This is a genomic window from Bacteroides pyogenes DSM 20611 = JCM 6294 (assembly GCF_000428105.1).
In the GTDB taxonomy this organism is placed as follows: domain Bacteria; phylum Bacteroidota; class Bacteroidia; order Bacteroidales; family Bacteroidaceae; genus Bacteroides; species Bacteroides pyogenes.
Genome location: NZ_ATZH01000009.1, coordinates 101,115 through 126,998, shown reverse-complemented (window position 1 = coordinate 126,998; position 25,884 = coordinate 101,115). Strand labels below are relative to the sequence as shown.

The 25,884-nt window shown below is 47.2% G+C and carries 16 protein-coding genes; 12 read left to right on the top strand and 4 right to left on the bottom strand.

Annotated elements, in window-relative coordinates; all coding sequences use genetic code 11:
• The first annotated feature begins 75 nt into the window (after positions 1–75).
• Genes C234_RS0102315 through C234_RS0102305 form a run of 3 tightly spaced genes read left to right on the top strand, consistent with a single transcriptional unit; the run spans position 76 to position 4,225 of the window.
• Positions 76–1,140: a DUF1735 and LamG domain-containing protein gene (locus C234_RS0102315; RefSeq protein WP_248596473.1), complete on the top strand. Its 1,065-nt coding sequence runs from the start codon at positions 76–78 to the stop codon at positions 1,138–1,140.
• A gap of 29 nt (positions 1,141–1,169) precedes the next feature.
• Positions 1,170–2,585, top strand: coding sequence for a BT_3987 domain-containing protein (locus C234_RS0102310; protein WP_248596472.1), 1,416 nt, complete (start codon positions 1,170–1,172; stop codon positions 2,583–2,585).
• A 23-nt stretch (positions 2,586–2,608) separates the two neighbouring features.
• Positions 2,609–4,225, top strand: a complete 1,617-nt coding sequence (locus C234_RS0102305) for an Hsp20/alpha crystallin family protein (RefSeq protein WP_034540453.1) — start codon at positions 2,609–2,611, stop codon at positions 4,223–4,225.
• 260 nt (positions 4,226–4,485) lie between these two features.
• Here the strand turns inward: C234_RS0102305 and C234_RS0102300 are convergent, their stop codons facing one another.
• On the bottom strand, positions 4,486–6,555 hold the full coding sequence (locus C234_RS0102300; protein WP_027324442.1) for an acetate--CoA ligase family protein: 2,070 nt from the start codon (positions 6,553–6,555) through the stop codon (positions 4,486–4,488).
• Between the two features lie 620 nt (positions 6,556–7,175).
• Here C234_RS0102300 and C234_RS0102295 point away from each other — a divergent pair.
• The 9 genes from C234_RS0102295 to C234_RS0102255 are packed head-to-tail and all read left to right on the top strand — an operon-like array spanning position 7,176 to position 20,443.
• The gene (locus C234_RS0102295; RefSeq protein ID WP_027324441.1) at positions 7,176–9,419 is read left to right on the top strand and encodes a TonB-dependent receptor family protein; all 2,244 of its coding nucleotides are present in this window, start codon (positions 7,176–7,178) and stop codon (positions 9,417–9,419) included.
• 52 nt (positions 9,420–9,471) lie between these two features.
• Positions 9,472–12,849: a SusC/RagA family TonB-linked outer membrane protein gene (locus C234_RS0102290; RefSeq protein ID WP_027324440.1), complete on the top strand. Its 3,378-nt coding sequence runs from the start codon at positions 9,472–9,474 to the stop codon at positions 12,847–12,849.
• 10 nt (positions 12,850–12,859) lie between these two features.
• Positions 12,860–14,365 carry a RagB/SusD family nutrient uptake outer membrane protein gene (locus C234_RS0102285; protein ID WP_027324439.1) on the top strand — a complete coding sequence of 502 codons (1,506 nt, stop codon included), beginning with the start codon at positions 12,860–12,862 and terminating at the stop codon, positions 14,363–14,365.
• A gap of 38 nt (positions 14,366–14,403) precedes the next feature.
• Entirely contained in the window at positions 14,404–15,408 is a 1,005-nt protein-coding gene (locus tag C234_RS0102280) for a putative zinc-binding metallopeptidase (protein ID WP_027324438.1), read from the top strand.
• Positions 15,409–15,413: 5 nt separating this feature from the next.
• Positions 15,414–16,442 (top strand): DUF4302 domain-containing protein, encoded by a 1,029-nt coding sequence (locus C234_RS0102275; protein ID WP_027324437.1) that lies wholly within the window; start codon positions 15,414–15,416, stop codon positions 16,440–16,442.
• 16 nt (positions 16,443–16,458) lie between these two features.
• The gene (locus tag C234_RS0102270) at positions 16,459–17,133 is read left to right on the top strand and encodes a hypothetical protein (protein ID WP_027324436.1); all 675 of its coding nucleotides are present in this window, start codon (positions 16,459–16,461) and stop codon (positions 17,131–17,133) included.
• Positions 17,134–17,144: 11 nt separating this feature from the next.
• Complete coding sequence (locus C234_RS0102265) at positions 17,145–18,326, top strand: DUF4856 domain-containing protein (RefSeq protein WP_027324435.1); 1,182 nt, start codon at positions 17,145–17,147, stop codon at positions 18,324–18,326.
• Positions 18,327–18,333: 7 nt separating this feature from the next.
• Positions 18,334–19,482, top strand: coding sequence for a fibronectin type III domain-containing protein (locus C234_RS0102260; protein WP_034540452.1), 1,149 nt, complete (start codon positions 18,334–18,336; stop codon positions 19,480–19,482).
• 34 nt (positions 19,483–19,516) lie between these two features.
• Positions 19,517–20,443 (top strand): hypothetical protein, encoded by a 927-nt coding sequence (locus C234_RS0102255; protein WP_027324433.1) that lies wholly within the window; start codon positions 19,517–19,519, stop codon positions 20,441–20,443.
• A gap of 774 nt (positions 20,444–21,217) precedes the next feature.
• Here the strand turns inward: C234_RS0102255 and C234_RS0102250 are convergent.
• From C234_RS0102250 to C234_RS0102240, 3 genes are all read right to left on the bottom strand, one after another.
• On the bottom strand, positions 21,218–22,756 hold the full coding sequence (locus C234_RS0102250; protein ID WP_027324432.1) for a YifB family Mg chelatase-like AAA ATPase: 1,539 nt from the start codon (positions 22,754–22,756) through the stop codon (positions 21,218–21,220).
• Between the two features lie 132 nt (positions 22,757–22,888).
• The gene (locus C234_RS0102245) at positions 22,889–23,941 is read right to left on the bottom strand and encodes a TlpA disulfide reductase family protein (RefSeq protein WP_027324431.1); all 1,053 of its coding nucleotides are present in this window, start codon (positions 23,939–23,941) and stop codon (positions 22,889–22,891) included.
• 324 nt (positions 23,942–24,265) lie between these two features.
• Positions 24,266–25,762, bottom strand: coding sequence for an arylsulfatase (locus tag C234_RS0102240; protein ID WP_423774563.1), 1,497 nt, complete (start codon positions 25,760–25,762; stop codon positions 24,266–24,268).
• Positions 25,763–25,884: the final 122 nt, after the last annotated feature.

The window sequence follows — 25,884 nt, the reverse complement described above, 5'->3', positions numbered from 1 at the left end:
AATAGAAGTTATTCACTACGCTTATCATTTGTTTTTGCGCTGTGTTGCTTAATCGGAGCAGGATGCCAAAAAGACATGGAAAACTTCGATAATAAAGTTTTTATCAGCAATGAGACGGTAGAAACGTTGTTGTTGAAAGGAGACGATACCGGTAGGGGAATTATTCAGACAGCTATCGCTCAACGCGAGCAAACAAATATTGAAGTTGTTTACAAAGCCGATCTTTCATTGGTAGACCAATACAATCGGATGTTCAATGACAAAGCAGTCGCCCTGCCTGAAGCATGTTATGAGATAGAACAGCCAAAGTCGACTATTGCAATAGGAGGCGTCAAAGGAAATGATGTCATTGTGCATTTCAAAGAGCTCTCCACATTGAACCGAGACTTGTTGTATGTATTGCCTGTAACCATCAGCAGCACCAACTTAGATGTGTTATCAAGCGCGCGAACTCGATATTTCGTCATTAAAGGAGCTGCTCTTATTAATGTGGTAGCCAATATTAAAAACAACAAACTAAGCCTTTCTTCTTCGGGGAGCAAAGACGCTCTGAACAACCTGAGCACGATAACAGCCGAAGCACTCATACGTGTCGATAAGTTCGGCAAACTCATCAGCACTATCATGGGTATCGAAGGACGATTCCTTATCCGCATCGGCGACGCCGGCTTACCCGATAACCAAATCCAATTGGCTACTTCGAGCGGAAATGTGACTGATCCCAGTTGGACTGTAAACACAAACGAATGGACGCATGTGGCCTTGACCTTCGATTCGTCAAACCGCTCGGTAGAGCTATACATAAACGGAGTCAAAAAAGGCGGAAGTCAACCTTCTCCTTACAGCGGTACAGTAAATTGGGGGAATAGCTCTTTCTGGATCGGATATTCATATGAGGACGGACGTTTTCTGGATGGAGACATCTGCGAGTGCAGAGTATGGAACCGCATACTGACACAGGAAGAGATACAAGCCAAAAACCATTTCTATACCGTATCTCCCGAAGCGGAAGGATTGGTGGCTTATTGGAAATTCGACGAAGGGGCCGGTATTGTTGTCAAAGACCATACTAACAATGGAAATAATATCGCATCATCCAAACCTTTGACTTGGAAAGCCATAGAGTTGCCTGCCAAATAACTTTTTCAAATTACTTTAAAATACGGAAAATGAAAAGAATCAAGTTTATCAAACCGCAATATTGGCTGATGGCATTCGTTTTGACCGCCTGTTTGGCCGCTTGTACGAATGACGATATAAAAATAGGCCAAGTAGATGAAGGAAACTATACTGTCAGTAGTGAAGAATTAGCGTTTATCAACGATATAAACGGTAAACGCATGTTTACTGTTACAGAATTTCGTAACGAAGGGAGCACCGAACTGTTTGTGAATGTTCCTAAAAAGTCCTCGGCTAACAGTAGTGTTACCGCCACTTATGACAAATCTGTATTAGATACGTATAATGCAAATAATAATTCCGATTATGAAGCCTTTCCGGAACAACATGTCACTTTCGATAAAGAAGGTATTATCACGCTGAATGCCGGAGAAATGAAATCGTCGGGATTGAAAATCTCTTTTACCTCTGACGGAACGCTTTCTACGGATAAAAGCTATGTAATTCCCTTACGCATGAAAGTAACTTCAGGTAACTTCAAGTTAGCCAAAGAAGATGAAACAAGGCTGATCTTTGTAAAAGATCTGACCGGATTGCCCGACTGCCAAAAAGAGAGCGGCATAAAGGTATTCAGCTGCATGGAGGTGAACGATACGAATCCGCTGAATAATCTGAGCTTTACGCTAAAGAAAAGCGGGAAACCGTTGATCGACGTATTGATAATCTTTTCTGCCAACATCAATTATGACGAAAAGACAGGGCGCGTATACATATATAATAATGAGAACGTACAGGCGATTCTCGACAAACGCGAACATTATCTGAAACCGTTACAAGACAGAGGGATGAAAGTAATACTCGGAATCTTGGGCAATCACGACCGTTCGGGTATCGCCAATTTGGCAGACGAAACGGCAAAAGCTTTCGCACAAGAAGTAAAAGCCATGTGCGACGCCTATAATCTGGACGGAATCTTTGTAGACGACGAGTATTCAAAATACGAGACTCAAAACATTACGCCGGGATTCGTATTTCCATCGCAAGAAGCTGCCGCACGCCTATGTTACGAGGTTAAAATGGCACAGCCGGACAGGTGGGTCATTGCTTATGCGTACAGTACAACTTATGGGCTACCGGCAGTAGATGGCAAACAGTCGGGTGAATTTGTAGACTATGCGTTGCATGATTATGGCGGATCTTCCGATTTAGGTCGTTACTTTCCGGGTATGCCTAAAATGAATATGGGGCTCCACTCTCAGGAGTATAGCCGGGGATATTGGGCATACGAAAGCCAGTTAGTACAGATGAGAAAAAACGGATACGGTTCACATATGATTTTTGCGATGGACCCCAATCGCTGGAATTTCGAATATGGGCAATTGACATCTATGCAACGCATAGCACGAGCCTTTTACGACGACGAACTCGTGTTCGACGGGAAGAAATATCCGAAAGATTGGAAGTAATAATTTAGTAAAAACAGGAAGTTATGAAACTATATAAATATCTGTCTATTTCATGTATTATGCTGTTTTCATTCGGTATAGCCGGGTGTTCCGATGAAAATGAGAAAGAAAGAAAAGAGATTGCCTCTCCGTTGCCCGAACTGAAAATAAAAGAAGATCCCATAAAAGTCAAGATCGGTACGGACAATAAAGTCAGTATCGACATCTTGGAAGGCGGTGGAGAATACAACGTTTTTTCTACCAACGAAGATGTTGTTACAGCCGAAATTATCGACAACAAAGTTTCTCTGGAAGGAAAAGCGATCGGGGAGGCGGCATTGGTTTTGTCCGATAAGAACTCCAAGTATCTGAAGTTTCCCGTCAGCGTATATCTTACCGATAAAATAAAGTTCAGCCAAGAAGAAGTTGAAATGAAAATATTGGCAGGACACCGCAAGTTGATAAAAGTAAATATCTCCGAAGGGAACGGCGGTTACAAAGCCGAATCCGACAACCGGGATATAAAAGTCAATGTCACAGGAGAGGGAGAGATAACCATCGAAGCGATAGCGAAAGAGGAATCTTTCTCCGGCTCTGTTACCATAAAAGACAAAGCAGGTTTCACTGCTTCCCTCCCGGTGAAAGTAGCGGTCACTACAAATCCTTTCCCCGAAGAGTTTCTTGCTGAAATAAAAGCGGACAGCAAACGGCGTTATTTCTTTGACGGTGAAAGCAAGGATAGGGATAATAGCACACCTGTCAGAAAATTGGAAGACGGACAATATTCATATGGATGGACATACTATTCGATATACAGCCTGCAGATTTCATTCAAAGGAGATTTGAGTGTCGGAAAGAAAACAGAAGCGATTTATGCATATAGTATGTACTATAATCCGACTGAAGAGGCTGTCGATTTAGAAATCATTCAAAATGACGGAGAAAATATCTGGGCTATCTTCAGCTATAAAAAAGACGGGGTGATACATTATGGCTACTTCTGCGATAAAACAATCGACAAAGAGCTTATTAAGTTGAAATTGGAAACAAACATGGTAACAATTTCCGGTAAAAAAGGAGAACCGAAGAGCGTGGAAGTCAAAATTCTATCAGGCAGCGGAAATTATGAAGCCTATTCGGATTATGACGGGATAGAAGTTACCGAATCGAACGGCGTACTTCTTATCACCGGAATTCCCCAGGAGGAAGAGATTGAAGCGACAGTAGCTGTTGAAGACAAGGAGAACAATCAGGAGGAAGAGATTACCGTTATTCTGAAAGCATCGGAAGAAGGAGCGGCTGAAAAGGCCTTTTCGTTGGATGAGAAAATCATGTCTGACGATAAAGAGCGTTTAGTAATTGATGGTAGTTCCATCTCTGTTTCGGATATGGAAGTTATACAATCTCCAAAACAATTAGGGTTTAAGCAGAGAAGCCCTAGAAAAGGCATTGTTTTTATGGAATTGGAAGATAAGGAAGTAGGTGAAAAAAGTAATATTAGGATTTATGTTTATGGGTTAGATCCATATTCTTCACTCATCACTACTACTGCAAAATCATTTAAAGTATTGAAAAACAGTGATGGAAAAATCTGGGCAACATTCATTTATACAAGTAAAGACGGAAAAGAAAGAAAAGGATATATTTGCTGTGGCGCTTAAGTAAAAAGATCTTTCGGAAGAAATAGGGAATTTGGCAAAACAATTGAAATGCTGGAAATAGAACTAACACGGGTTGATAGTCCAATAGCATGTTTTCTCGTCGACAAAATTACCGCGTTTCTTTTGAAAGTCTTTATTAAAGATTGATTAGAGCATATAAAAGCAAGTGAGGGTGAGATTAGAACTCGCCCTCACTTTTTTAGTTTACTGAGCTGCAAACAACCTTGCAGTCCGGATAAAATTGATCACCCCGGATATCCTCATTCCGCCTTTTTCTCTATCCGGATGCGGGCATCCACAGCTATCACCCACTTCTCGGTGGCGAGCAGCGGATTGATGTCCATTTCCTTAATCTCTGTGGCAAACCGGAGCAGTGTAGACAGGCGGACGATGATCTCAGCAAACTTGTCTTCGTTCACACCTTTTTGTCCGCGCGTGCCCTGAATGATTTTGTACGCGCGCAAGGAGCGTATCATCGAATAGGCTTCGGGATAAGAAAGAGGAGCAAGGCCGGAAGAGACGTCTTTCAATACTTCGACAAAGATGCCGCCCAATCCGCAGAGCACCACATGCCCGAACTTTTCTTCGTATTTGGCGCCGATAAACAGTTCCGTTCCTTTGAGCATAGGCTGCACCATGACGGCTTTCGCAGCGGGAATCTGCATCATGCGGTCGAATTCGAGAGCCAGATGTTGCTCTCCTTTGATGTTGAGCACCACTCCGCCTACATCCGATTTATGTACCGGACCCACCACTTTCGCTACTACGGGGAATCCGCAACGGCGTGCGAAAGCGATAACTTCTTCTTTATTGTCCGAAACAAACTCATCGACCAGCGGAATGCCGGCAGCGTGCAGTAATGCCTGCACGTAATGAGGCTCAATGTATCCGTTTTCGGGGATGGAGTCGATGATTCGCCGGATGCGGGGAATGTCTACGCCCAGCAATTCGATCTCCGAAGCGGCAGGACGAGGAACGTTCATGATGCGCGAGAGAGCTGTGCCCAACGTTACTTCATCGGCGAAATTCACATGCCCTTTGGCAAGAAATTCGGCTACTTCAGCACCGGCGGTATTGACAGAGGGCAAGATGGGGAAGATCGGTTTGCGGCAGGTTTGCATCTTCTCATGCAGCACGTCGTACATCTCGAACATAGTCACCAGTCCCGGTGTGCCGAAAATAGCCATCATGGCATCTATATTGTGAAACTTGCTTTCGCAGAAATCAAGGCAAAGGCGCAAGTGTTCGGGAGTGCCGGTGGCGAGCACGTCGATCGGATTGCCTACCGAAGCGCCGGGAAACAACTGTGCTTTCAAATCTTCCGCTTCTTCGCCTTCCAGTTTGGGTACATTCAGCCCACCCTTGCTCAACGCGTCTGTCAACATCACGCCCGGACCTCCGGCATGAGTGATGATGGCGAAATTCTTTCCTTTCAAATCGGGCAACGTAAATACGCAACCTACCGTAGTAAGCTCCTCGCGTGAAAAACAGCGCACGATTCCCGCTTTACGGAAAAGAGCTTCCACCGCCGAATCTGAGCTGGCTATGGCTCCCGTATGCGAAGAAGCCGCACGGCTCCCGCTTTCGGAACTTCCCGCCTTGATGGCGGCTATTTTGCATCCCTTGCGTATGAGTGATGATGCATGAAATAAAAGTCTATCGGGGTCTTTGATGTTTTCGATATACAATAGCTTGATGTGTGAATCTTTTTCCGCGTCGAAATGTTCGTCCATAAATTGCAGTACATCCTCCACACCGATCTGCTTGCCGTTTCCTACCGACCATACGGAATTAAACTGCAATCCCTTTGTGACGGCGCTCTCTAATATAAAGACAGCTGTTGCGCCGGAGCTGGAAATCAAGTCCACTCCTTTGGGATCAAGATTCGGAATGGGTTGGCTGAACACACTGTGATGCCAAGTATTGAGCAGTCCGATACAGTTGGGCCCGATAAGCGAAGCTTTGTGACGGTTCACCGTATCCAGAATCTGCTGTTCGAGCAACGCCCCTTCGTGCGTCTCTTCGCCGAATCCGGCAGAAAGTACGATAAACGCCTTTGTCTTTTTCTCGTTGGCCAGCACCTCCACAGCTTCCGGACACATAGCCGCCGGGATAGCCAGAATAGCCAATTCGGTATCAGGCACGTCTTTCACATCTGCAAAAGCCGTAACTCCCTGCACCTCTTTCTCCTTAGGATTCACCGCTCTGAGCGCTCCCCGAAAGCCACCGCTTATTAAATTTCTCAAAATGGCGCCTCCGGGTTTATGCACGTTATTGGATGCCCCTACTACAACAATGCTTTCAGGGCGAAGCAACTGACTTGTAATCATATAGTACGCAGATTTATGTTTAACATGACTACAAATATATTCTTTCCGGCAAAGAAATGCAAAAATATGCATAAAAGATTCTGCGATACTTATCTATAAAGCTTTTTATAGCTAACTGAGGTCAAAATAGTTTCCCACCGGGGAAACAAAAGTTTCCCAATTGGGAAAATAAAGTTTCCCCAGCGGGAAACTTTTGTTTCAACGAAGGGAAACTAACTAAAACCATATAGCCGAATGTTTTTAGCTATATAGCTTAGCCTCTTTAATTGTGGTTGAACGTTTTTAATCCGCCTTTTGTCACCTTAATTTGTAAGCGAGGTTGGCTCCGGTCTTCAAAGTGTACAGACAACTCATATACTAAAAAAAAGGTATTTTAGCCCTCATTAATACCTGAATATAGCGATTGTACCGCAAATCCGATGTGCATATCTTTGCAGCGTAATTAAAAATAACCACTCCTATTAAGCGGATGGGATAGGTTAATTCCTATAAAATATTAATAATCAGCTACAATATCTTTATTTATCAAATGAAGGAGTCGTTAGAACTTTTCGAGAAATCAATAAGGTAAAAACGAATATTTTCAAACAAACTCCGACACTATTCAGACATATACAATGATAATAAGTAAAAGACAGTTGTTACTTCTTCTTCTTCTTTCTGGATACGCGGAAGCTCATTCGCAAATCCAAAAGCAAGAACCGGAAATAAAGAACGACTCCGTCTACCAGCTGCAAGAGGTGGTAGTTTCGTCCCGACAAATACTCGGGAGTAAATTTAAAGCCAGAAACCGTACGGGTTCGGCCTATTACATCTCGCCCGAAGAGATGAAGAAATTCGGATACACCGACATCAATCGTATGCTAAAGGCGGTTCCGGGAGTAAACATGTACGAAGAAGACGGTTTCGGGCTGCGCCCCAACATCAGCTTGCGCGGTACGAAAGCCGAACGAAGCGAACGCATCTCCATCATGGAAGACGGGATACTGGCCGCTCCCGCACCTTATTCGGCTCCGGCGGCGTATTATTTCCCCAACGCCGCCCGTATGGAAGCCGTCGAAGTGCTGAAAGGAAGCAGCCAGGTGCAGTATGGTCCGTTCACCACAGGAGGAGCCATCAACATGGTATCGACTCCCATACCGAATGCTTTCTCGGGCAAGGCGAACCTCTCTTACGGAAGCAAGAACACGTTCAAGTCGCATACGCACATCGGAAACATGTGGAAGCACTTCGGCTTTGCGGTGGAATACCTGCGCTATCAGTCGGACGGATTCAAGAAATACGAAGACCATCCCGTCAAAGGATTCACCAGAGACGACCTCATAGCCAAAGTAATGGTGAAAACCGACAAAGGCACGGGTGTAAACCATGCACTGGAACTGAAGTTCGGATACGCGGGCGAGAACTCGGACGAAACGTATGTGGGGCTTTCCGAAAAGGATTTCAAGCAAACTCCTTTCCTCCGCTATGCAGGCTCGCAGATGGACGAGATGAAAACCAATCACCGGCAATGGGTAGCCACTTACCTGCTCAACTTCTCCAACAAACTGAAAGTAACCACCAACGCATATTACAACCGCTTCCACCGCAACTGGTACAAACTGAACGACGTACGGGCGGGAATCACTTCTAAAGAGAAGAGGTCTATTGCCGATGTGCTCATCGATCCGGAAACAAACATCCGTTACTTCGACATACTGACGGGCAAAACCGACCGCGAAGGCGAAGCGCTGCTGGTAAGAGCCAACAACAGGACATATCGTGCCAGAGGGATACAAACCAAAGCGGAATACCGCTTCAACCTGAATGAGTTCTTCTTCGATATAGAGTTCGGACTGCGTTATCATCACGACGAGGAAGACCGCTTCCAATGGGATGATGCTTACTCCATGAAGAACAAGAAGATGGTGCTGTTCAGGGAAGGCATTCACGGGACGAATGCCAACCGCGTCACATCGGCGGACGCACTGGCAAGCTACCTGCTCGCCAAATTAAGATACAACTCATGGACTATCACTGCCGGGTTGCGCTACGAAGACATCGACCTGCTGAAAAAAGACTATACGAAAGCAGATTTGGAGCGTACGGGAAAGGTTCGCATCGAAACGCCCAACCATGCGCGCGTTTGGATTCCCGGCGTGGGAGTAAACTATCAGCTCGTTCCCGAAGCGTCGGTATTCTTCGGAGTTCACAAAGGATTCGCACCGCCGAGCGCGGAGTTGTATCAAAAACCCGAAAGCAGTGTGAATATGGAATTGGGAACACGCGTTTCCGCCGGTAACTTCAAAACAGAGCTGATCGGCTTCTACAACAATTACAGCAATATGCTTGGAAGCGACCTCGCCGCCTCGGGCGGATTGGGAACGCTCGAACAGTTTAATGTGGGCGAAGCCCGCGTAAAAGGCGTGGAGTTCCTTATGCAATACCAACCCCTGCCCGAAGCGTGGAGAGTGCGCATGCCCCTGCAAGTATCATATACTTATACCGATACGGAGATGAGAAACTCGTTCTCGAGCCATTCATGGGGCAACGTGATGAAAGGAGACGAAATTCCCTACATCTTCAAACACGCGCTGAACATGCAGGTGGGAATAGAGCACAAATGGTTCGACGCAAACATAGGAGCACGCTACAATAGCGATATGCGCACATCTCCCGGACAGGGGACAATCGCCGAAAGAGAGAAAGTGCCTGCGCACCTCGTGCTGGACGCATCGGCCAGCGTATATGTAAACAAATACCTGACGGTAAAAGTAAACGCCGTGAACCTGACCAATAAGGTCTATCTCACTTCACGCCATCCGGCAGGGTTGAGGGCAGGACATCCTTTCGGCATCTACGCAGGAGCTAACGTCCGGTTCTGAACAAATACGTGCAATCATATATAAAAAAGAAGAAATATAACAAGATAAGGCAATGAATGTATCATCGGTTATAAAATTAGTAATCAGCATCCTGTTCACGGCAATCTTCTCTCAGGTTTGTCCGGCACAGGAACTAATGAAAATAAAAGGCACAGTGCGCTCTGCTTCCGGAGAGCCTCTGCCGGGCGCCACAGCCATGGTGGCGGGCACGGCAAAGGGAGTCATCGCAGACGGCGACGGACGGTTCACACTCAAGGCCCGCAAAGGACAAACGTTGGAAGTGAGCTTCGTGGGAATGAAAACCCGGAAAGTGAAAATCACCTCCACCGTCATGAACATCACGCTTCAGGACAACGTGCAGGAGATAGAAGGAGTGGTAGTGACCGGCTATCAGAACATAAAGAACCGGGTATTTACGGGAGCGGCCGCTTCGGTGAAGCTGGACGACATCAAGCTCGACGGTGTGGCGGACGTATCGCGCATGCTCGAAGGGCGTGTGGCGGGACTGTCGATACAAAACGTCACCGGCAGTTTCGGATCGGCTCCCCGCATCAACATACGCGGCGGCGCTTCCATCATGGGAAACGTGCAACCTCTGTGGGTTATCGACGGAGCTGTGTACGAAGACTTAGTGTCGCTCACGCTCGACCAATTGGCTTCGGGCGATGCCGTGACGCTCATCAGCTCCGCCGTTGCCGGACTCAACGCTTCGGACATCGAAGACATACAAGTATTGAAAGACGCTTCCGCCACATCTATTTACGGAGCCAGAGCCCTGAACGGGGTAATCGTAATCACTACCCGCGCAGGTAAAAGAAACACGTCGAACAGATTTTCTTACTCATACGAGTTGAGTATGCGGTCCATCCCTTCGTATACGGACTTCGATCTGCTCAATTCGCAAGAGAGCATGTCCATCTATCAGGAGATGAACAGGAAGGGATACTTTTCTGTGCAAAACACATTATACGGGCGCCGCAGCGGTATTTACCACCAGATGTATAAGGCTCTCGGAACCGTCGATCCGTCTACCGGACGATATTATCTGGAAAACACGGACGAAGCCAAGCGCGCGTTCATGCGCGAGCGGGAATATGCCAACACCAACTGGTTCAAGGAGGTGTTTACATACAACCCCATCCATACGCACACCGTAACCTTCTCCGGAGGAGGAGAGAATTCGACCATGTATGCCTCCATCGGTTTCTACGACGACAGGGGATGGACGCTTGCCGATAATGTAAAACGCATCACCGCCAACATAAAAAACTCTTTCTACTGGAATGAGGACAAGATAAAGGCTACCATATCCGCACAAGGGAACTTGCGTAACCAAAACTCTCCGGGTACGATTTCTCAGCGAAAGAATACGGTGATCGGAACGTTCGAACGCGACTTCGACATCAATCCCTTTGCCTATGCTTTGGGAACAAGCCGTACCTTGCGCCCCCGCAATGCTAACGGCGAACCGGAATACTACCGCAATAACTGGGCTCCGTTCAATATCCTGAACGAGTTTGACAACAATTACCTGAAAACCGAAGTGCTCGACTTCAAACTGCAAGGCGAACTTTCATACAGACTCAACGACAACATCGAAGCCAAAGGATTGGCGTCGGTACGTCATGCGGTTACCAAAAGTTCGCACTTCATCACCGAACAATCGAATGTGATACAGGCTTTCCGCGCCAACGAAACTCCCTACGTGGCGCAAGAGAATATCTATTTGTTGAAGAATAAAGACAACCCCTTGCAACTGCCGCAAGTGGCGCTGACTCACGGAGGCATGTTCAATAAGACCGAGACTTCTCTGCGCAGCTATTTGGGACGCTTTGCGCTCGACTACAACAAACAGATGGGTGAGCACGACATACGCGCTTTCGGATTTACCGAAATACGCTATGCCGACCGCAGCATCAACCCTTTCCAAGGTTATGGGATACAATACGACAGAGGGAATCAGGTGTTCACCAATCCTTTGATTTTCGATAAACTCACTAACGAAGGAAACACTTATTTCTCGCTTACCGAACGCTACGAAAGAGGGGTGACCCTCTCCGCCAGCGCCACCTACGGATATGCGGGCAAATACGTTTTCAACGGCGTATTCAACTATGAAGGGTCGAATACGGCAGGCAAATACAGCCGTTCGCGCTGGTTGCCTACTTGGAATATCGGAGCAAAGTGGAACATGGATCAAGAGAAGTTCATGAAAAAGTATCCTGCCGTTTCCAAGCTCGCCCTGCGTGCCAGCTACGGACTGACGGCCAAAATGAACGAACAGGCGATAAACTCCACAGCTGTGTTCAAGCATCTCATCATCAACCGTACACTGCTGAAAGACCGCGAGAATGCGTTGCGCATCCTGCATCTTGAGAACCGAGACCTGACATGGGAGAAAATGTATGAGCTGAATCTCGGTTTGGAACTCGGGCTGTTCAACAACCGCATAAGCGCAACATTCGATGTCTACCAGCGAAACTCATTCGACCTGATAGACCTCATCCGTACCTCCGGTGTGGGCGGACAGTATTACAAGTACGCAAACTTTGGAGACATGCGCACACGAGGAGTGGAATTGGCGCTGCAAACCAAGAATATCGTAACCGGCAATTTCAGCTGGACTACGGCTTTCACCGTGAGCGGCATGAAGCAGAAGATCACTCGCCTGCTGAATATGCCGAATACGTTCGATATGGTGGCGGGAACCGGACGCGGCAATATCCTCGGATTCCCACGGGGTTCTCTGTTCTCTTTCAACTTTCAGGGACTCAACAACAACGGTCTGCCTACCTTCGATTTCGGACTTTACCCTTCCAACCAAGGTGTGAACAGCGAAATATCAGGAGCCGATTTCCTCGACGCGCAGTACTCGAAATCGTACCTTATCTACCACGGTCCTATCGAGCCTACTTACATAGGCGGAGTATCGAACACATTTAAATACAAGAACTGGGAGCTTTCGTGCTTCGTCACTATGCAAGCGGGCAACAAGATACGCCTTAACCCGACATTCGACCCTTCGTTCGCCGATCTGAATGTGTTTTCCAAAGAGTACTACGACCGCTGGCTCAATCCGGGCGACGAGTGGAAAACGAACATCCCCGTCATTCCTTCGCAGGATTTGATTCGCAACATCGGAAAAGAAAACATTGAAAAGGCTTACAACACTTATAATTACTCTCAGAACAGAGTGGCAGACGGAAGTTTCGTGCGCATGAAAAACATCTCGTTGGGATACCGATTGCCCAAAAAGCTTCTTGCACAACTCAAGATCAGACAAATGAGTGTGAAGGCAAATGTAACCAATCCGTTCCTGATTTATGCGGACAAGAAGTTGAAAGGGCAAGACCCGGAGTTCTACAAATCGGGAGGAGTTTCATTGCCTACTCCGAAACAATATACGATGACGCTGCATGTTGAATTTTAATCGCATTGAAATGAAAAGAACAATTTACTTAAGTATCATACTCACGCTGCTCACGGCATGCCAAGGCTATCTGGAAACAAACCCCGACTCTACGCTCGATGTGAAGATAGACAGTGAAGAGAAAATAGCCGAATTGCTCGCCGGAGCTTACCCCGAAGCCAGTTACTTCGCGTTCTTGGAAACACGTACTGACAATGTGGGCGAGCGGGTGAACGGCATCCATTCACGGCTGAACGAAGCCATGTATTATTGGGAAGATTACGATCAGGAAGATCTGGACACTCCGCTGAACTATTGGAACGCATGCTACGCGGGTATCGCACAAGCCAACCAAGCGTTGGAACTTCTGAGCAAATATCCTAAAACCGACCGTGTGAAAGCTTTGTACGGCGAAGCATTCCTACTTCGCGCCTATCTGCACTTTATGCTGGTCAACATCTGGGCGGAGCCGTACGGTACATCCAAGTCGGAGACTGCACCCGGCATACCTTACCTGACAAAGCCTGAAAAGTACGCGCTGGTGGACTACAAGCGCGGAACCGTAAAGGAAGTATACGAAAAGATCGAGAAAGACTTGAAACTCGGTATTTCACTGGTAGACGACAGCTATTACGGCAAACCGAAATTCCACTTCAATAAAAAAGCCGCATACGCTTTCGCTTCCCGCTTCTACCTGATTAAAGGAGAATGGGAACTCGTTATTGCCTATTCAGACTACGTGCTCGGCATAGATCCCAAACCTGTTCTTCGGAACTGGCAGAAGTACAGCAAAGATTTTTATTTCAACCGCAAGCATCTCTATACCCGATACACAAGTACTGAAGAGCCCGCCAATTTGCTACTCTCCACAACAGAGTCAAGGGTAGCCCGCAACATATCCACAGAAAAGTACGGAGTGACAAGCAAAAGCGCAGACAAAGTGTACAACCAGCATGGGGTAGACGGATGCGCCAACTTCCGGAAAGTGAATATGGAACCGGTTTTCCTTTTCAACTATAATGACGGACGCATAGGCGACGGACAATATATCGGCAAATTCGACGAGCTTTCGTTATCGGGCTATACAGGCATACGACCGAAGGGACTGTATGTCACCAACGTTTTATTCTCCACCGATGAGGTAATGCTCAACCGGATGGAGGCATACGCCATGATCGGAGAATACGACAAATCCATAAACGACCTGCTTATCTATCTTTCTGCCAAATTCGGAATCACTCCTTCGTGCAGCCGTCCGGACTACACACAAACAAGCAGCGACAATTACCAGACTTATACTCCGTTCTACGGGATGAGTATCAAGCAATTGGCAATGGTAAAAACCATTTTAGGATTCAGGCGTCAGGAGTTCATCCACGAAGGATTGAGATGGTTCGATATCCGCCGTTTTTATATACCGGTGAAACGTACATCGAAGTATAAGTTCTATAAGCAGCTGGAAAAAGAAGACCCGAGAAAGCTCCTGCAAATACCTGCCGAAGCCATTAACCGGGGATTAGAACCTAACCCGCGTTGAATATATTGAACATTTAATGGACAGAGAATATTAAAAACATGAAAACAATAAGCAAAAGAATGAGATTCAGATATTTTATCGGGCGGAGCTTGTCCCTGTTTGCCACATGCTTGCTGTTAGCGGGCTGCGAACAGGAAGCTACCTTATCCGACCAAAGCGTAGTAGACTTGGGAGCAGTACAACGCAATAGGACAGAACTCGACGAGTGGATATTAAATACATTCACACGTCCTTACGGTATCGAAATCGAATATCGTTGGGATAAAAACGTGGCGCAGAACGGAAGCTACACCTATCCGCCGGAAGCCGCTAATGTAAAAAGTGTGCTCGAAACTATCAAAGCGTTGTGGATCGACCTCTATACAGCTTCCGATTTGGGAGGAGAAAAGTTCTTTCTGGGCAAGAATCCCGTTAAGATTTACATGTATGGCGGAAAGAATATAGACGGAAACGGGGTGGAGCTGTTAGGAAATGCGGAAGCAACGACCAACGAGATGTTTCTGTACAACGTGAACGATTTCGACCCGAAAGATGAGGACAAGGTATTTATCCTGATGCGAAGCGTGCATCACCAATTTGCCAAGCACCTGATGGAACTGTTTCCTTACGACAGAAACAAGTTCCTGACCATCAGCAGAAGCAGATATATCGAATCGACCAAACTCATTGCCGACGTCTTCAAAGGAGAGATGCAAGGGCGCAGATTGCTTACTCTATCGCCCTATCCCAGCAAGAGAGGTTTTTTCACTTTCCACTCTTTCCTCTCTGCCGAAGATGATTTCGCCGAGATCATCAGCACTAAGCTTACGCATACGCCTAAAGAAGTGCTTAAAGCTTTGGCAGAAGCCAAAAAGCCTTACTACGACCCGTCGGATCCGGAAGTTCAGAAAACTTACGATGAAGAGGCGCGCCAAGCATACAAAGAGCTGACGGAGAAAGAAGCGTTTGTGGAGGATTACTTCAACAAAGAAATCAAAATCTCGCTCGATTATCTCCAAATGATAAGCATAAAACAATTAAAAGCATATACGAAACAAAAATAAAAAGTATGAAAATAGGATTCCAACTACTTATTCTGATAGCGGTTTGCTTCTCCTGCAAGGATGAGAATATCTTCGATTCATCTCCTTCCGAGCGGAGTGCAAAACATATCAGCGAACTGAGGAAGGAGCTTACAGATGCCCCCTACGGATGGTGTGTCACCTACTTCCCGCGCACAGACTCGCTGCTGTTTACAAACGTGAACGAACAGATAGCCCAGTTCGAATTCCGGAACAAATACGGATACGGCGGACACTGTTTCTTCATGAAGTTCGCCGACAACGGAACGGTAGAAACCATAGCCGACTATGACGAGCAGAGCCGGACAGAGAGCCGGATAAGTGAATTTGAAATAAGGCAAAATACATTCACTCAACTGAGCCTCACCACTCACAACTATCTGCACAGTTTGGTAAACAACGAATTTGCCGCCTCTTCCGATTTTCTTTATACCGGCAAAGACGCCGATGGCAACCTTGTTTTCCGCACAGCCTCATACATAGAACCGGCTCGCGAATATATGGTATTCACAAAACTGAAAAGCGAAAACAGTTGGACGGAAGACATGCAGAAAGCATATGCCAACAACCTGTTTTTCCAAGAGATGAAGAATCCGCAACTGGTCATCCGAAAAGCAGACCGGATATATTTCCGCAGCGACATGCAGACCAGAATCATTATTGACAGCAGAGATGAAAACTCAAAGAAAAGAAAAGAACAGGAAGCCTATCAACGCTATCACCTGTTTCTTTTTGCCAAAGACCCCTATGCGCCTCACGGATGGCCCAAAGAGGTAGTAGGCCTGGGATCGGGATATGTAGGTACAACAGACGGACTGACCTTCAGACCCGGCATACGATACAGCAAAAACTACACGTTCTACGATTTCCGCAGAGAAGGAAACCGGTTTGTTTGCGAACTCGTGAAGGTGTTCGACCCCTATAGCAAGACCGGACGTTGGGTAAGCAAGCATCTTGCCCCCGGCGGAGAGACAACCGGAGTGATAGCCGAAATTTGGGATAAATCTGATAATTAAAAAAACAAAGAGCGACATGAAGTATATATGGACAATGTGTCTATCGCTACTGGTATGCAGTTGCAACACCGTGAAAGAAGACACCATAATAAACGAAGAGTATGAAAAGCTATTTCCGCCGAAGGAAATAGAAAAACCGGAAAACAAACGCGGAGAACTGACCGTGCAGCTGTGTGATCCCGATCTGGCGTTGGAGAACTACAAATACCCCGGCACGGAAATGCCCGAAGGGGCAGAGCAGTATAAGGTAACTCTGGTATGTCGGTTTAATGAAATAGACCGTAAAGGAGATCTTGTGGATGATCAGTTGGTAACAGCCCGCTACGAAGTGAAATACATCAACGAAAAGAAAAAGCTGGTAACGATCACTTGCGGCAAAAAGAACCAAGAATCCGCAGAAGAAGATGACACCGAAGAAGGCAACGATGAGGACGGAGATGAAGGAAAAAACATCGATGTGATGCGCAACGGACAAGACCTTGAAATCACATTCACCGTCTATTCCGGGTTTCCCTTATACCTAAGTGTGAGAGGCGTGGGACCCAGAAACTCCAACGTGAAAGCAAGCATTAAAGCCGTCTCCACAGACGGGTTGATCGAAATTCCCGAATTAAACACCAATCAATATCAGAACGAAGAAGGGCCGAATATGCTGAGGAATCCCTATTGCGAATACATTGTTTTACCCTAAGAAAAAGAAAAATGAATTATCTAAAACATATACTTCCCCTCTGCTTGCTGACGGGTGTGACAGCTTGCACCGAAGGGACGAACGAAACGGTAGAAAGCGCATACCAGCTTCCTGTATTGCCGGAGCTGCCGTACAAGTTCTCAAGAAACGGAGAGAGCAGCGTAAACACGTTGGAGTGTAAATTTCTGAAGGCTCCTATCGACAGAATCTTTTCGAGATACATGAGCGAAGCACGCATGAGCACGAAAATGGACTATGACGAAGCGATGCAGATGTTCCGCGAAGGAGAGTACGGTTTGAAGCCGCAAAACGAGATAGCCACTTCTACGCTGCATCTTGCCGACAGAGAAAAAATCCTGAAAGATTTCGGCAGTTGGTTTGATGAGTCGACACGTATAGGCGGATTAGGGTTGGAAAATCCGCACGAACACAGGAATACGGAAGCCCGAAAAGGAATGACGGGATATGTAGGAATCAATATAGGCGACAAAGATATCTGCTTTGTGAATGAAAAAGGAATTGCGGTGGCCGAAGTTTACAGATATGCCGTCATGGGCGCCATATATCTGGACAAAATACTCAACGTACACCTGAGCGAAGATGTAACGGACAATCCGGAAGTACGCTCCGCGCACGACTTGACCCGACTGTCTGCGGGACACAACTATACGGAATTGGAGCATCACTGGGATTTGGCTTACGGATATTACGATTTCTGGAAGCCGCTCGCCCAGTCTGAAGGCTTGCCGGCATTGAAAGATTCGCACCGCCGTATCTTTCAATGCTTTGTAAGAGGACGCATCTATATGGAAACGTCACGCTACGATGAAATCAAGCTGCAAGCGGATACTATCAGGCACGAGCTCGGGCGTGTGGCGGCTGTCAGAGCAATGAACCTGCTGATAGGAGCCAACACCTTTGCCAATCTGAAAGAAAATCCGAAACAGGCTTTTCGACTTCTGTCGCAAGCTTACGGACTCATTTATGCCTCGCAGTTTGCCCGAAACGCACAAGGGCAACCATTCATTACCTACGACGAAACCCGGCAGCTCTTGCAGACATTGGAGCAAGAAGGCGGACTATGGGACAAGGAGCGCTTGCTGGGAGAAGAAAAAGACGAAGGCTCGTTACGCCATCTGGCAGCACAGATAGGCGAGAGGTTCGGAGTGTCACCTGAGGAAATAAAAAAATAAAATAAACATGAAAGCAATTCACAGAATAGCATTATTCGCAATGATGTGGGCATGGATGATTCCCACAGCGAACGCACAAGAGAATTTATTGAAAAACGGAGACTTTGAAGGTGCATGGAGCGGATCGTACTTTGATATGAGTCCCGAAGGATGGAAGGTACACAGAGCGGCGACCGAGCGCGTGTCAGGAAAGCGGGACGGAGGAAGCGGAACGAATATATTCATGGCGTATCTCGACAATGGGGGGGCCATCAGAGCCATTGACAAGAGTGTCGAGGCTTGGCGCGGCGGAGCATTGCACCTGGAGAAAGGAGCTTCGTACAAACTGACCGTTTGGCACAAGGGCACACACGATAATTTGAAATTCTATGCTATGTTTAACTTCTACAAAAAACTTTCCGATGACGAAATCTGGAAAAGCAGCACAGATTACAGCTTCACCACCCAAAAAGACAAATGGGTGAAATTCGAACAGGTGGTCAAGGTACCTGAAAACGAAGATATAGACGTAGCCTCAATGAGCATAAGTTTCCCGTACAGGCGAAACGAGAAAATTTATTTCGATGATATTTCTTTGGTAAAATCAGAGGGCGGTTCCAGCGCGCCTGAAGTAGAAAAACCGGAAAAACCCGGATTGAAGTACCCCCAAAGTTTCCAGCGTGAAATTACAGTGTCGTGGGAAAAAAGCAATGCAGAAGGAATCACTTACGAAGTAAAAGATGGAAAACAGGCATATACCGGAATCACCGGAAACTCGTTCACAGTAGAGAAACTGACTCCCGGACAGACGTACGATATCGAAGTATGTGCCGTAAAAGACGGAGTAAGGTCTGAATATGCGAAAACGACCGCCAGAACGAAAAACCTCGAAAGACCAGTCGATTCAGAAGACCGTATCCCCTATCTGCGTACTATCGAAGCCGATGCTACATGCAAAGGACGTTTTCTCAAGCTCTACTACAACGATTTGGCAAATCCGGATGCAAAAATCTCTTACAAACTCGATGGAAAGCCTGTTCAGCCGAAAGACAATACGCTGGAATTCCCCGCTTTCGAAGGGTATTACAAACGCTTTCAACTGGAAATCCATATCGATGAAGGAGAAGGGCGAGAGTGGGAAATTCTGTATAATGAGCTGAGCGTGCGAAATATTTAAGAATAAAGAACATCATTAAACTGTTTACAAACCAATGAGCAAGAATATAATAACCGCACTGTGCATCGCTTTCTCGATTATTTGCTGCTTTGCCTGCGAAGACGGGAAAGAGGAATATCCGGACATCCGGATAGGAAAAGAAAACCCCGTCGACGAATTGTCGCTGAATAAGCAAACGGAAAAAAGGCTTCTCGTTTCGGGGGGAAACGGAAAATACATCGTCAACGTGGAGAACTCGCAAATAGCCACCGCGCAAATGAGCATGGACACGCTAAAGGTGAAAGGATTGCTGGAGGGCGAAACGTTTGCCACGATCCTCTCGCACGACAAGCGTGTACGGCTGAAAATCAACGTGACTTTCCCCGAATTGGGGATAAGCCATTCCGCCGTCCGGCTCCGGCCTAAAGACATAAGCAAGTTCGTAAGCATTTCGGGAGGAGGAGAACGCGTCACACTACAGGAAAACGATCCGGCAGATGTAATGGATATAAAATGGGACGGCTCTACCGGCATGCTCGAAATAATGCCCAAATACGAAGGAGAAGCCGAAGTTACCGCCATATCCGAAGACGGGAAAGAGCAGAAAACCATCCATATCAAAGTGAAGCCCGAAGGAGATTTGCAGATTCCGGGATGGTATGACACTCGCAACAGTTCATATTACGTGATGTTGAATAACAGAATGATAGTGAAAAGAAAAGGAGTAGGCACATGGATCATAGACAGCGCCCGCCCTTACGGCGGACGGATCACAACCTACGATGGCTCTCACATGAAGATTGCCCCCATCGTGAATCCCGTACAAGGCGATTCCATCGACCTGAATATCCTTGATTACTCGGCTTCACACGGCAAAATAAAAGAAGGGATACACCGGCTCTATGTAGAGGAAGTGCGCGAGTCGGAAGTCATGCTGAGAGGAAAAGGATTTAAATTTCTACTCCCTTACGGGCAGAAGTAAGACACCTGCAACCGGCAGCTGTTTGTCGCCTCCGTGTGAATATCCGCCGGCCGCATCTGTCGTGCTTCAAAAAGGAGTGTACCGCTTTCACGGTGCAACGTGAGGTGATCACCCAAAGTTTGACAGGTACAACATCAAGCTGTTATAGAAAGGGGCTGCCCCAAAAAGCGGCCCCTTGGCATGATAACTTACAATCTATAAGACGCTCACGGAAACCGATGACGTATTGGCTCATCTGTCTCGGTGTTTTAACTTGCAGCCTGTAAGGCTATAAAGAAAAATTCAATAAACCCGGGATGATTAGTTTTTTCGAACAGGAGGTAAAGAAAATTTCACATCTTTCTGTTTCAATCTGTAAGTAACAGCAAGGGGTTACCCGACTTTTGAACTGCCCCGAAGTCGGACCGTAAATTATGAAACTATTTTGAAAAGAGTTCGGCATTGTACCGGACTCTTTCCTTTTAACCGGAACTTAATTCTCCCGTTACTGTAATAATCGATACATCCCTCTAAAGTCTTCATGAAGTCATCGTCGGGTAAAAGACTTCCCGGATGAGGCTGAAAACCCTCCCCGACGCGGTGTATGTAGCCGGCCCGGTGCATATATATGGTCAGCATCGGTGAGTATATATAGTCATCACCCATGAGTATATATAGTCAGCGCGGTGAGTATATATGGTCATCACCCATGAGTATATATAGTCACCACCCATGAGTATATATACATACCGAAACGACAAAATACAGCTGTCGAACAGCACACAATTGCATGAGTCACCCTGCCCAATTTTCGCGGTCGAGATTCCGATAGCCGATAGCTTCTGCCAAATGGGAGGAGAGTATCTGTTCCGCTCCTTCCAGGTCGGCAATGGTGCGGGATACCTTCAGGATGCGGTCGTAAGCGCGGGCAGAAAGGTTGAGCCTGTTCATGGCGTTTCTCAAGAGCGCCAGCCCTTTCTCATCGGGACGTGCATACATTGCAAGCAGCCGGCTGTTCATCTGCGCATTGCAGTAGATGCCCGGGTGCGAAGCATAACGTTTTTCCTGCATCTGCCGGGCTTTGATCACCCGCTCGCGGATGGCTACGCTCGGCTCTGCCTGCCGCCGGTCGGAAATCTTTTCGAAAGGCACGGGAACTATCTCGATTTGTATGTCGATACGGTCGAGTAACGGGCCGGAAATCTTGTTCAGATACTTCTGCACCTGTCCGGGACTGCATACACACTCTTTTGCAGGATGGTTGTAATAGCCGCAGGGGCAGGGATTCATGGAGGCGACAAGCATAAAGCCGGCAGGATAATCGATCGTACTTTTCACGCGTGAGATGGTGATGCGGCGATCTTCGAGCGGCTGACGCAGCACTTCGAGCACAGTGCGGCTGAATTCGGGCAACTCGTCGAGAAAGAGTACTCCGTTGTGCGCCAAGCTGATTTCGCCGGGTTGGGGGAAGCTGCCTCCGCCCACCATAGCCACTTGCGAGATGGTGTGATGTGGATCGCGAAACGGGCGTTGGGAGATGAGCGACGAACCTCCGCCAAGCTTGCCTGCCACAGAGTGGATTTTGGTGGTCTCCAAGCTCTCGCCCAAAGAAAGCGGAGGAAGAATGGACGGCAGGCGCTTCGCCATCATCGACTTTCCGCTTCCGGGAGCGCCTACCATAATCAGGTTATGACCGCCGGCGGCAGCCACCTCCAGCGCCCTCTTCACATGCTCTTGTCCTTTCACGTCGGCAAAATCGAATTCGAAGGAGCTTTGCCGGGCATAGAACTCCTCTCGGGTATTGACCACAGTCTGATGCAACTCGCGTTCGCCGTTGAAAAATTCGATTACCTCTTTGATATTCTCTACGCCGTACACCTTCAGCTTGTTCACTACTGCTGCTTCGCGGGCGTTCTGGCGCGGAACGATGAGCCCCTCGAATCCCGCTTCGCGCGCTTTGATGGCGATAGGCAAAGCTCCTTTCAACGGCTGTATGCTCCCGTCGAGACTCAATTCGCCCATGAGCAGATAGCGTGAAAACCGTTCCGAAGAGATGATTTCATTGGCGCCCAACAAGCCGATGGCGATCGGAAGGTCGTAAGCCGAACCTTCCTTGCGTATATCGGCAGGAGCCATGTTGATGACGATATTGGCGGTGGGCATCTTATAGCCGTTCACTTGCAATGCGGAGATAATGCGTTGGTGGCTTTCCTTCACCGCCGAGTCGGGGAGACCGACGAGATAGAACATACAGCCGCGCGAGCTGTTCACTTCGATGGTAATGAGCGTGGCGTCGATTCCTTGCACGGCCGCTCCGAAAACTTTGGTTAACACAGTGTCTTTCAGGTTTGCTTGTTAAGACCTTCGCAGAAGCCGTTTTCTGCCGAATCATGGTTCAGCGGCTTTCTTTCGCCTCGTGTTTTCAAACAAACATACACAGGCTTTCTCAGGTCGGTTTATTGAGATTTATTTCTTCTTTCTCTTCTCTAATTCGGCAGCCGATTCTTCCAGCTTCTGTTGCAGCGCATCCCCCCAGATGTTTTTAGCCACCACTCTTCCTTCGGGCGAGATAAGTACGTTTGCGGGCAGTCCGTCAACCACATAAGGAGCAGTTGCTTCCGAGTTCAAGCCTCCCTCATCACATACCTGTTCCCATTCGAGGCTGTCTTTCTTCACGGCTGCTTTCCATGTCTCGGGGGCTACATCGAGCGAAACGCCCAGCATACCGATGTATTTGTTCTTCTTGTATTTTTGGTAAAGTTGGCGCAGCTCCCTATTGCGATATTCGTTAGACAGGCTGTCCGCCCACGAAGCCCAGAAATTGACCAACAAGTATTTTTCACGGAAAGCTTCCGATAGCCGGTTGATTCTTTTGCCTTTCGTGTTGGGCAAGTCGAAATAAGGAACGTAGCGGTCGACCTGCACCTTCTCTGCTTGAGCTATCTTCTCTTTCAGCCATTCGACGTAGCGAGTATCCTGTAATTTCCCGGGCATCGTTTCCATCAGCCCCTTCACCTTTTCTATATCTATAGAATCGGCATCGACCAGAAAACGATCCAGCAGGTAGATACCTGCCAACATATGGCGATGATTTTTGATAAACTCCTCCGCCTTCTTTCTTTTTACCGCCTCCGTATCGTCAGCCGTCTCTTTCATGAAAGCGGTCAACGCTTCATTGTCCGCATTACCGTTCACTTCGAGCAGATCGAGCCGTGCGGTATCTCCTTTGATGCTGATTTTATCCCCTTTATCGAGATACAGCGGATATTCCACCCTGTTGCCTATGAGCAGATAAACCGAAGTAAGCGTATCTACACGGACAGTATGCGAGAACTTGCCCTTTTCGTCGACGAAAAGAGTATCTATCCGGTCGTATCCTTCGTCCGCTCCGTACAGATAAAGCGTATCCGTTGCCATCCCGCCGATTTCTCCCGTAATGACCACTTTGTCCGTATTCTTATTACACCCCGTCAGGAACAAAAGGGTAAGTATAAGGGTTAAAATATCATTCTTTTTCATTGCTGCTTTCCTATAAATTAAAGTAACCGTTCAACAACCGGAAGCACCGCCAACCATTCTTGAGATATTGTGAAGAATGCCTTCCGGCAAGCTTCAACGCTACGTTGCGTAAGTCATGCAGAGCAAACTTTCCGTTGAACCGACATTTGTCTGTTGCGAAAGTACAGCTTTTTGCAAATAAAAAAGAATAAGAAGAACAAAAAGTAAACAAATAGCCTATAAAAGACTTAGACTGATTTATTCACGAGGACAAGAATTCATAACGAATTAAAAATAGGATATGATATTCTTATCATGAATCGGCACATAGGAATATCACAACACCTACATTCTAAACCGTTTATTCTCAGGCAGCGTGCTCGACTGCCTCATCAAGCGTTCCATCTCTCTCACCACGTCGGGATACTTATCGGCTACATCGTGCTCTTCTTTGAGGTCGTTCTCCAAATCGAACAGCATTATCCGTTTGTTCCCCTTCTTAATGTTTTTCCACAAAGCTTTCCATTTTCCGCTGCGGACGGCTTTCTCTCCACCCCATTCGGGAAATTCCCAGTAGAGGAATGGATGCTGCGCCTGCTTATCGCTTCTGCCCAACAGAGTCGGCAGGAAGCTGATACCGTCTGTGCGGGGAGAGGGAATACCGGCAATATCTGCCAGCGTAGGCATCACATCTTGAAAGCCCGACAAATGATCTGATTCGCTATTGGCAGCAATTTTGCCTGCCCACGTAAATATCGCCGGCACACGAATGCCGCCTTCGTGTAGAGAGCCCTTTCCCCAACCATATTCCGAGCGAAACAGTCCGCCGCTGTTAAACCAAGGCGAATCTGTTCCTCCGTTAAAGGTCGGCCCATTGTCAGAAGTAAAAACAATGAGCGTTTTCTCATACAATCCCTCAACTTTGAGTTTCTCTACCAGTTTGCCCACCTGCTCGTCGAAATAGCTGATCATGGCGGCATAAGTGGCACGGGGGTAGCGACAGGGCATATATCCCTTCTCTCCGAGGTAAGGAGGTTCGTCACCGAACTTTTGCACATAGTGCTGCACCCACCGTTCGGGAGCTTGCAGAGAGACGTGCGGAAGCGGAGTAGTCCACATCAGGAAAAAGGGGGAAGAGCGGTGTTGATCGACAAAGCGCATCAAACGATCGAAAATAAGGTCGTTGGCGTATTCCTGTTGCACATATTTGGCATAGCCGGCGGCATCATACGGGTCGGCATGAGCATCTAACTTCTCCGTGTGCGGATTCATCACACGGTTTCTCAGATAGATTCGCTCCTCATTCTCATACAAAAAAGCAGGATAGTAAGTATGTGCCTGACGCTGACAGTTGTATCCGAAGAAGTGATCGAATCCCTGCTTTCCGGGTGTTCCCTCAGAGCCGGGATATCCTAACCCCCATTTACCAAAACATCCGGTCACATAACCAGCTTGTTGCAACATCCTTCCCAACGTCATGGTTTCGGCTTTTAAGGGAAACTGCCCTTCTAAATTTCTATGCACGTGCATCGAATCGTAATCTCCGACAGCACCTCTGAAAGCCATCTCGTCATTGCCCCGTATCTGCGAATGCCCGGAATGCAATCCCGTAAGAAGAACACAGCGCGAAGGAGCGGACACCGGCGATCCCGAATAATGTTGCGTGAACTTCATTCCATCTTCCCTGAGCCGGTCGATATGGGGTGTTTCTATTTTCTGTTGCCCGTAGCATTGCAGATCGCCATAGCCCAAATCATCCATCAATATATGAATAATGTTGGGATGCGATACGGCTTGTTGCGCTTGTAAACCGGTATAAGAAAGAAGCGAACAGCCTATCATCCATTTCTCAAATTTCATATCCTTGATTTTTTAAAGTCTTACTAATCAACAAGCGAAGAAAAAAGACAAGGAAAGCAGTTTGACGCCTGAAGCAAAAGCAACATTACTTTCCTTGTCTTTAT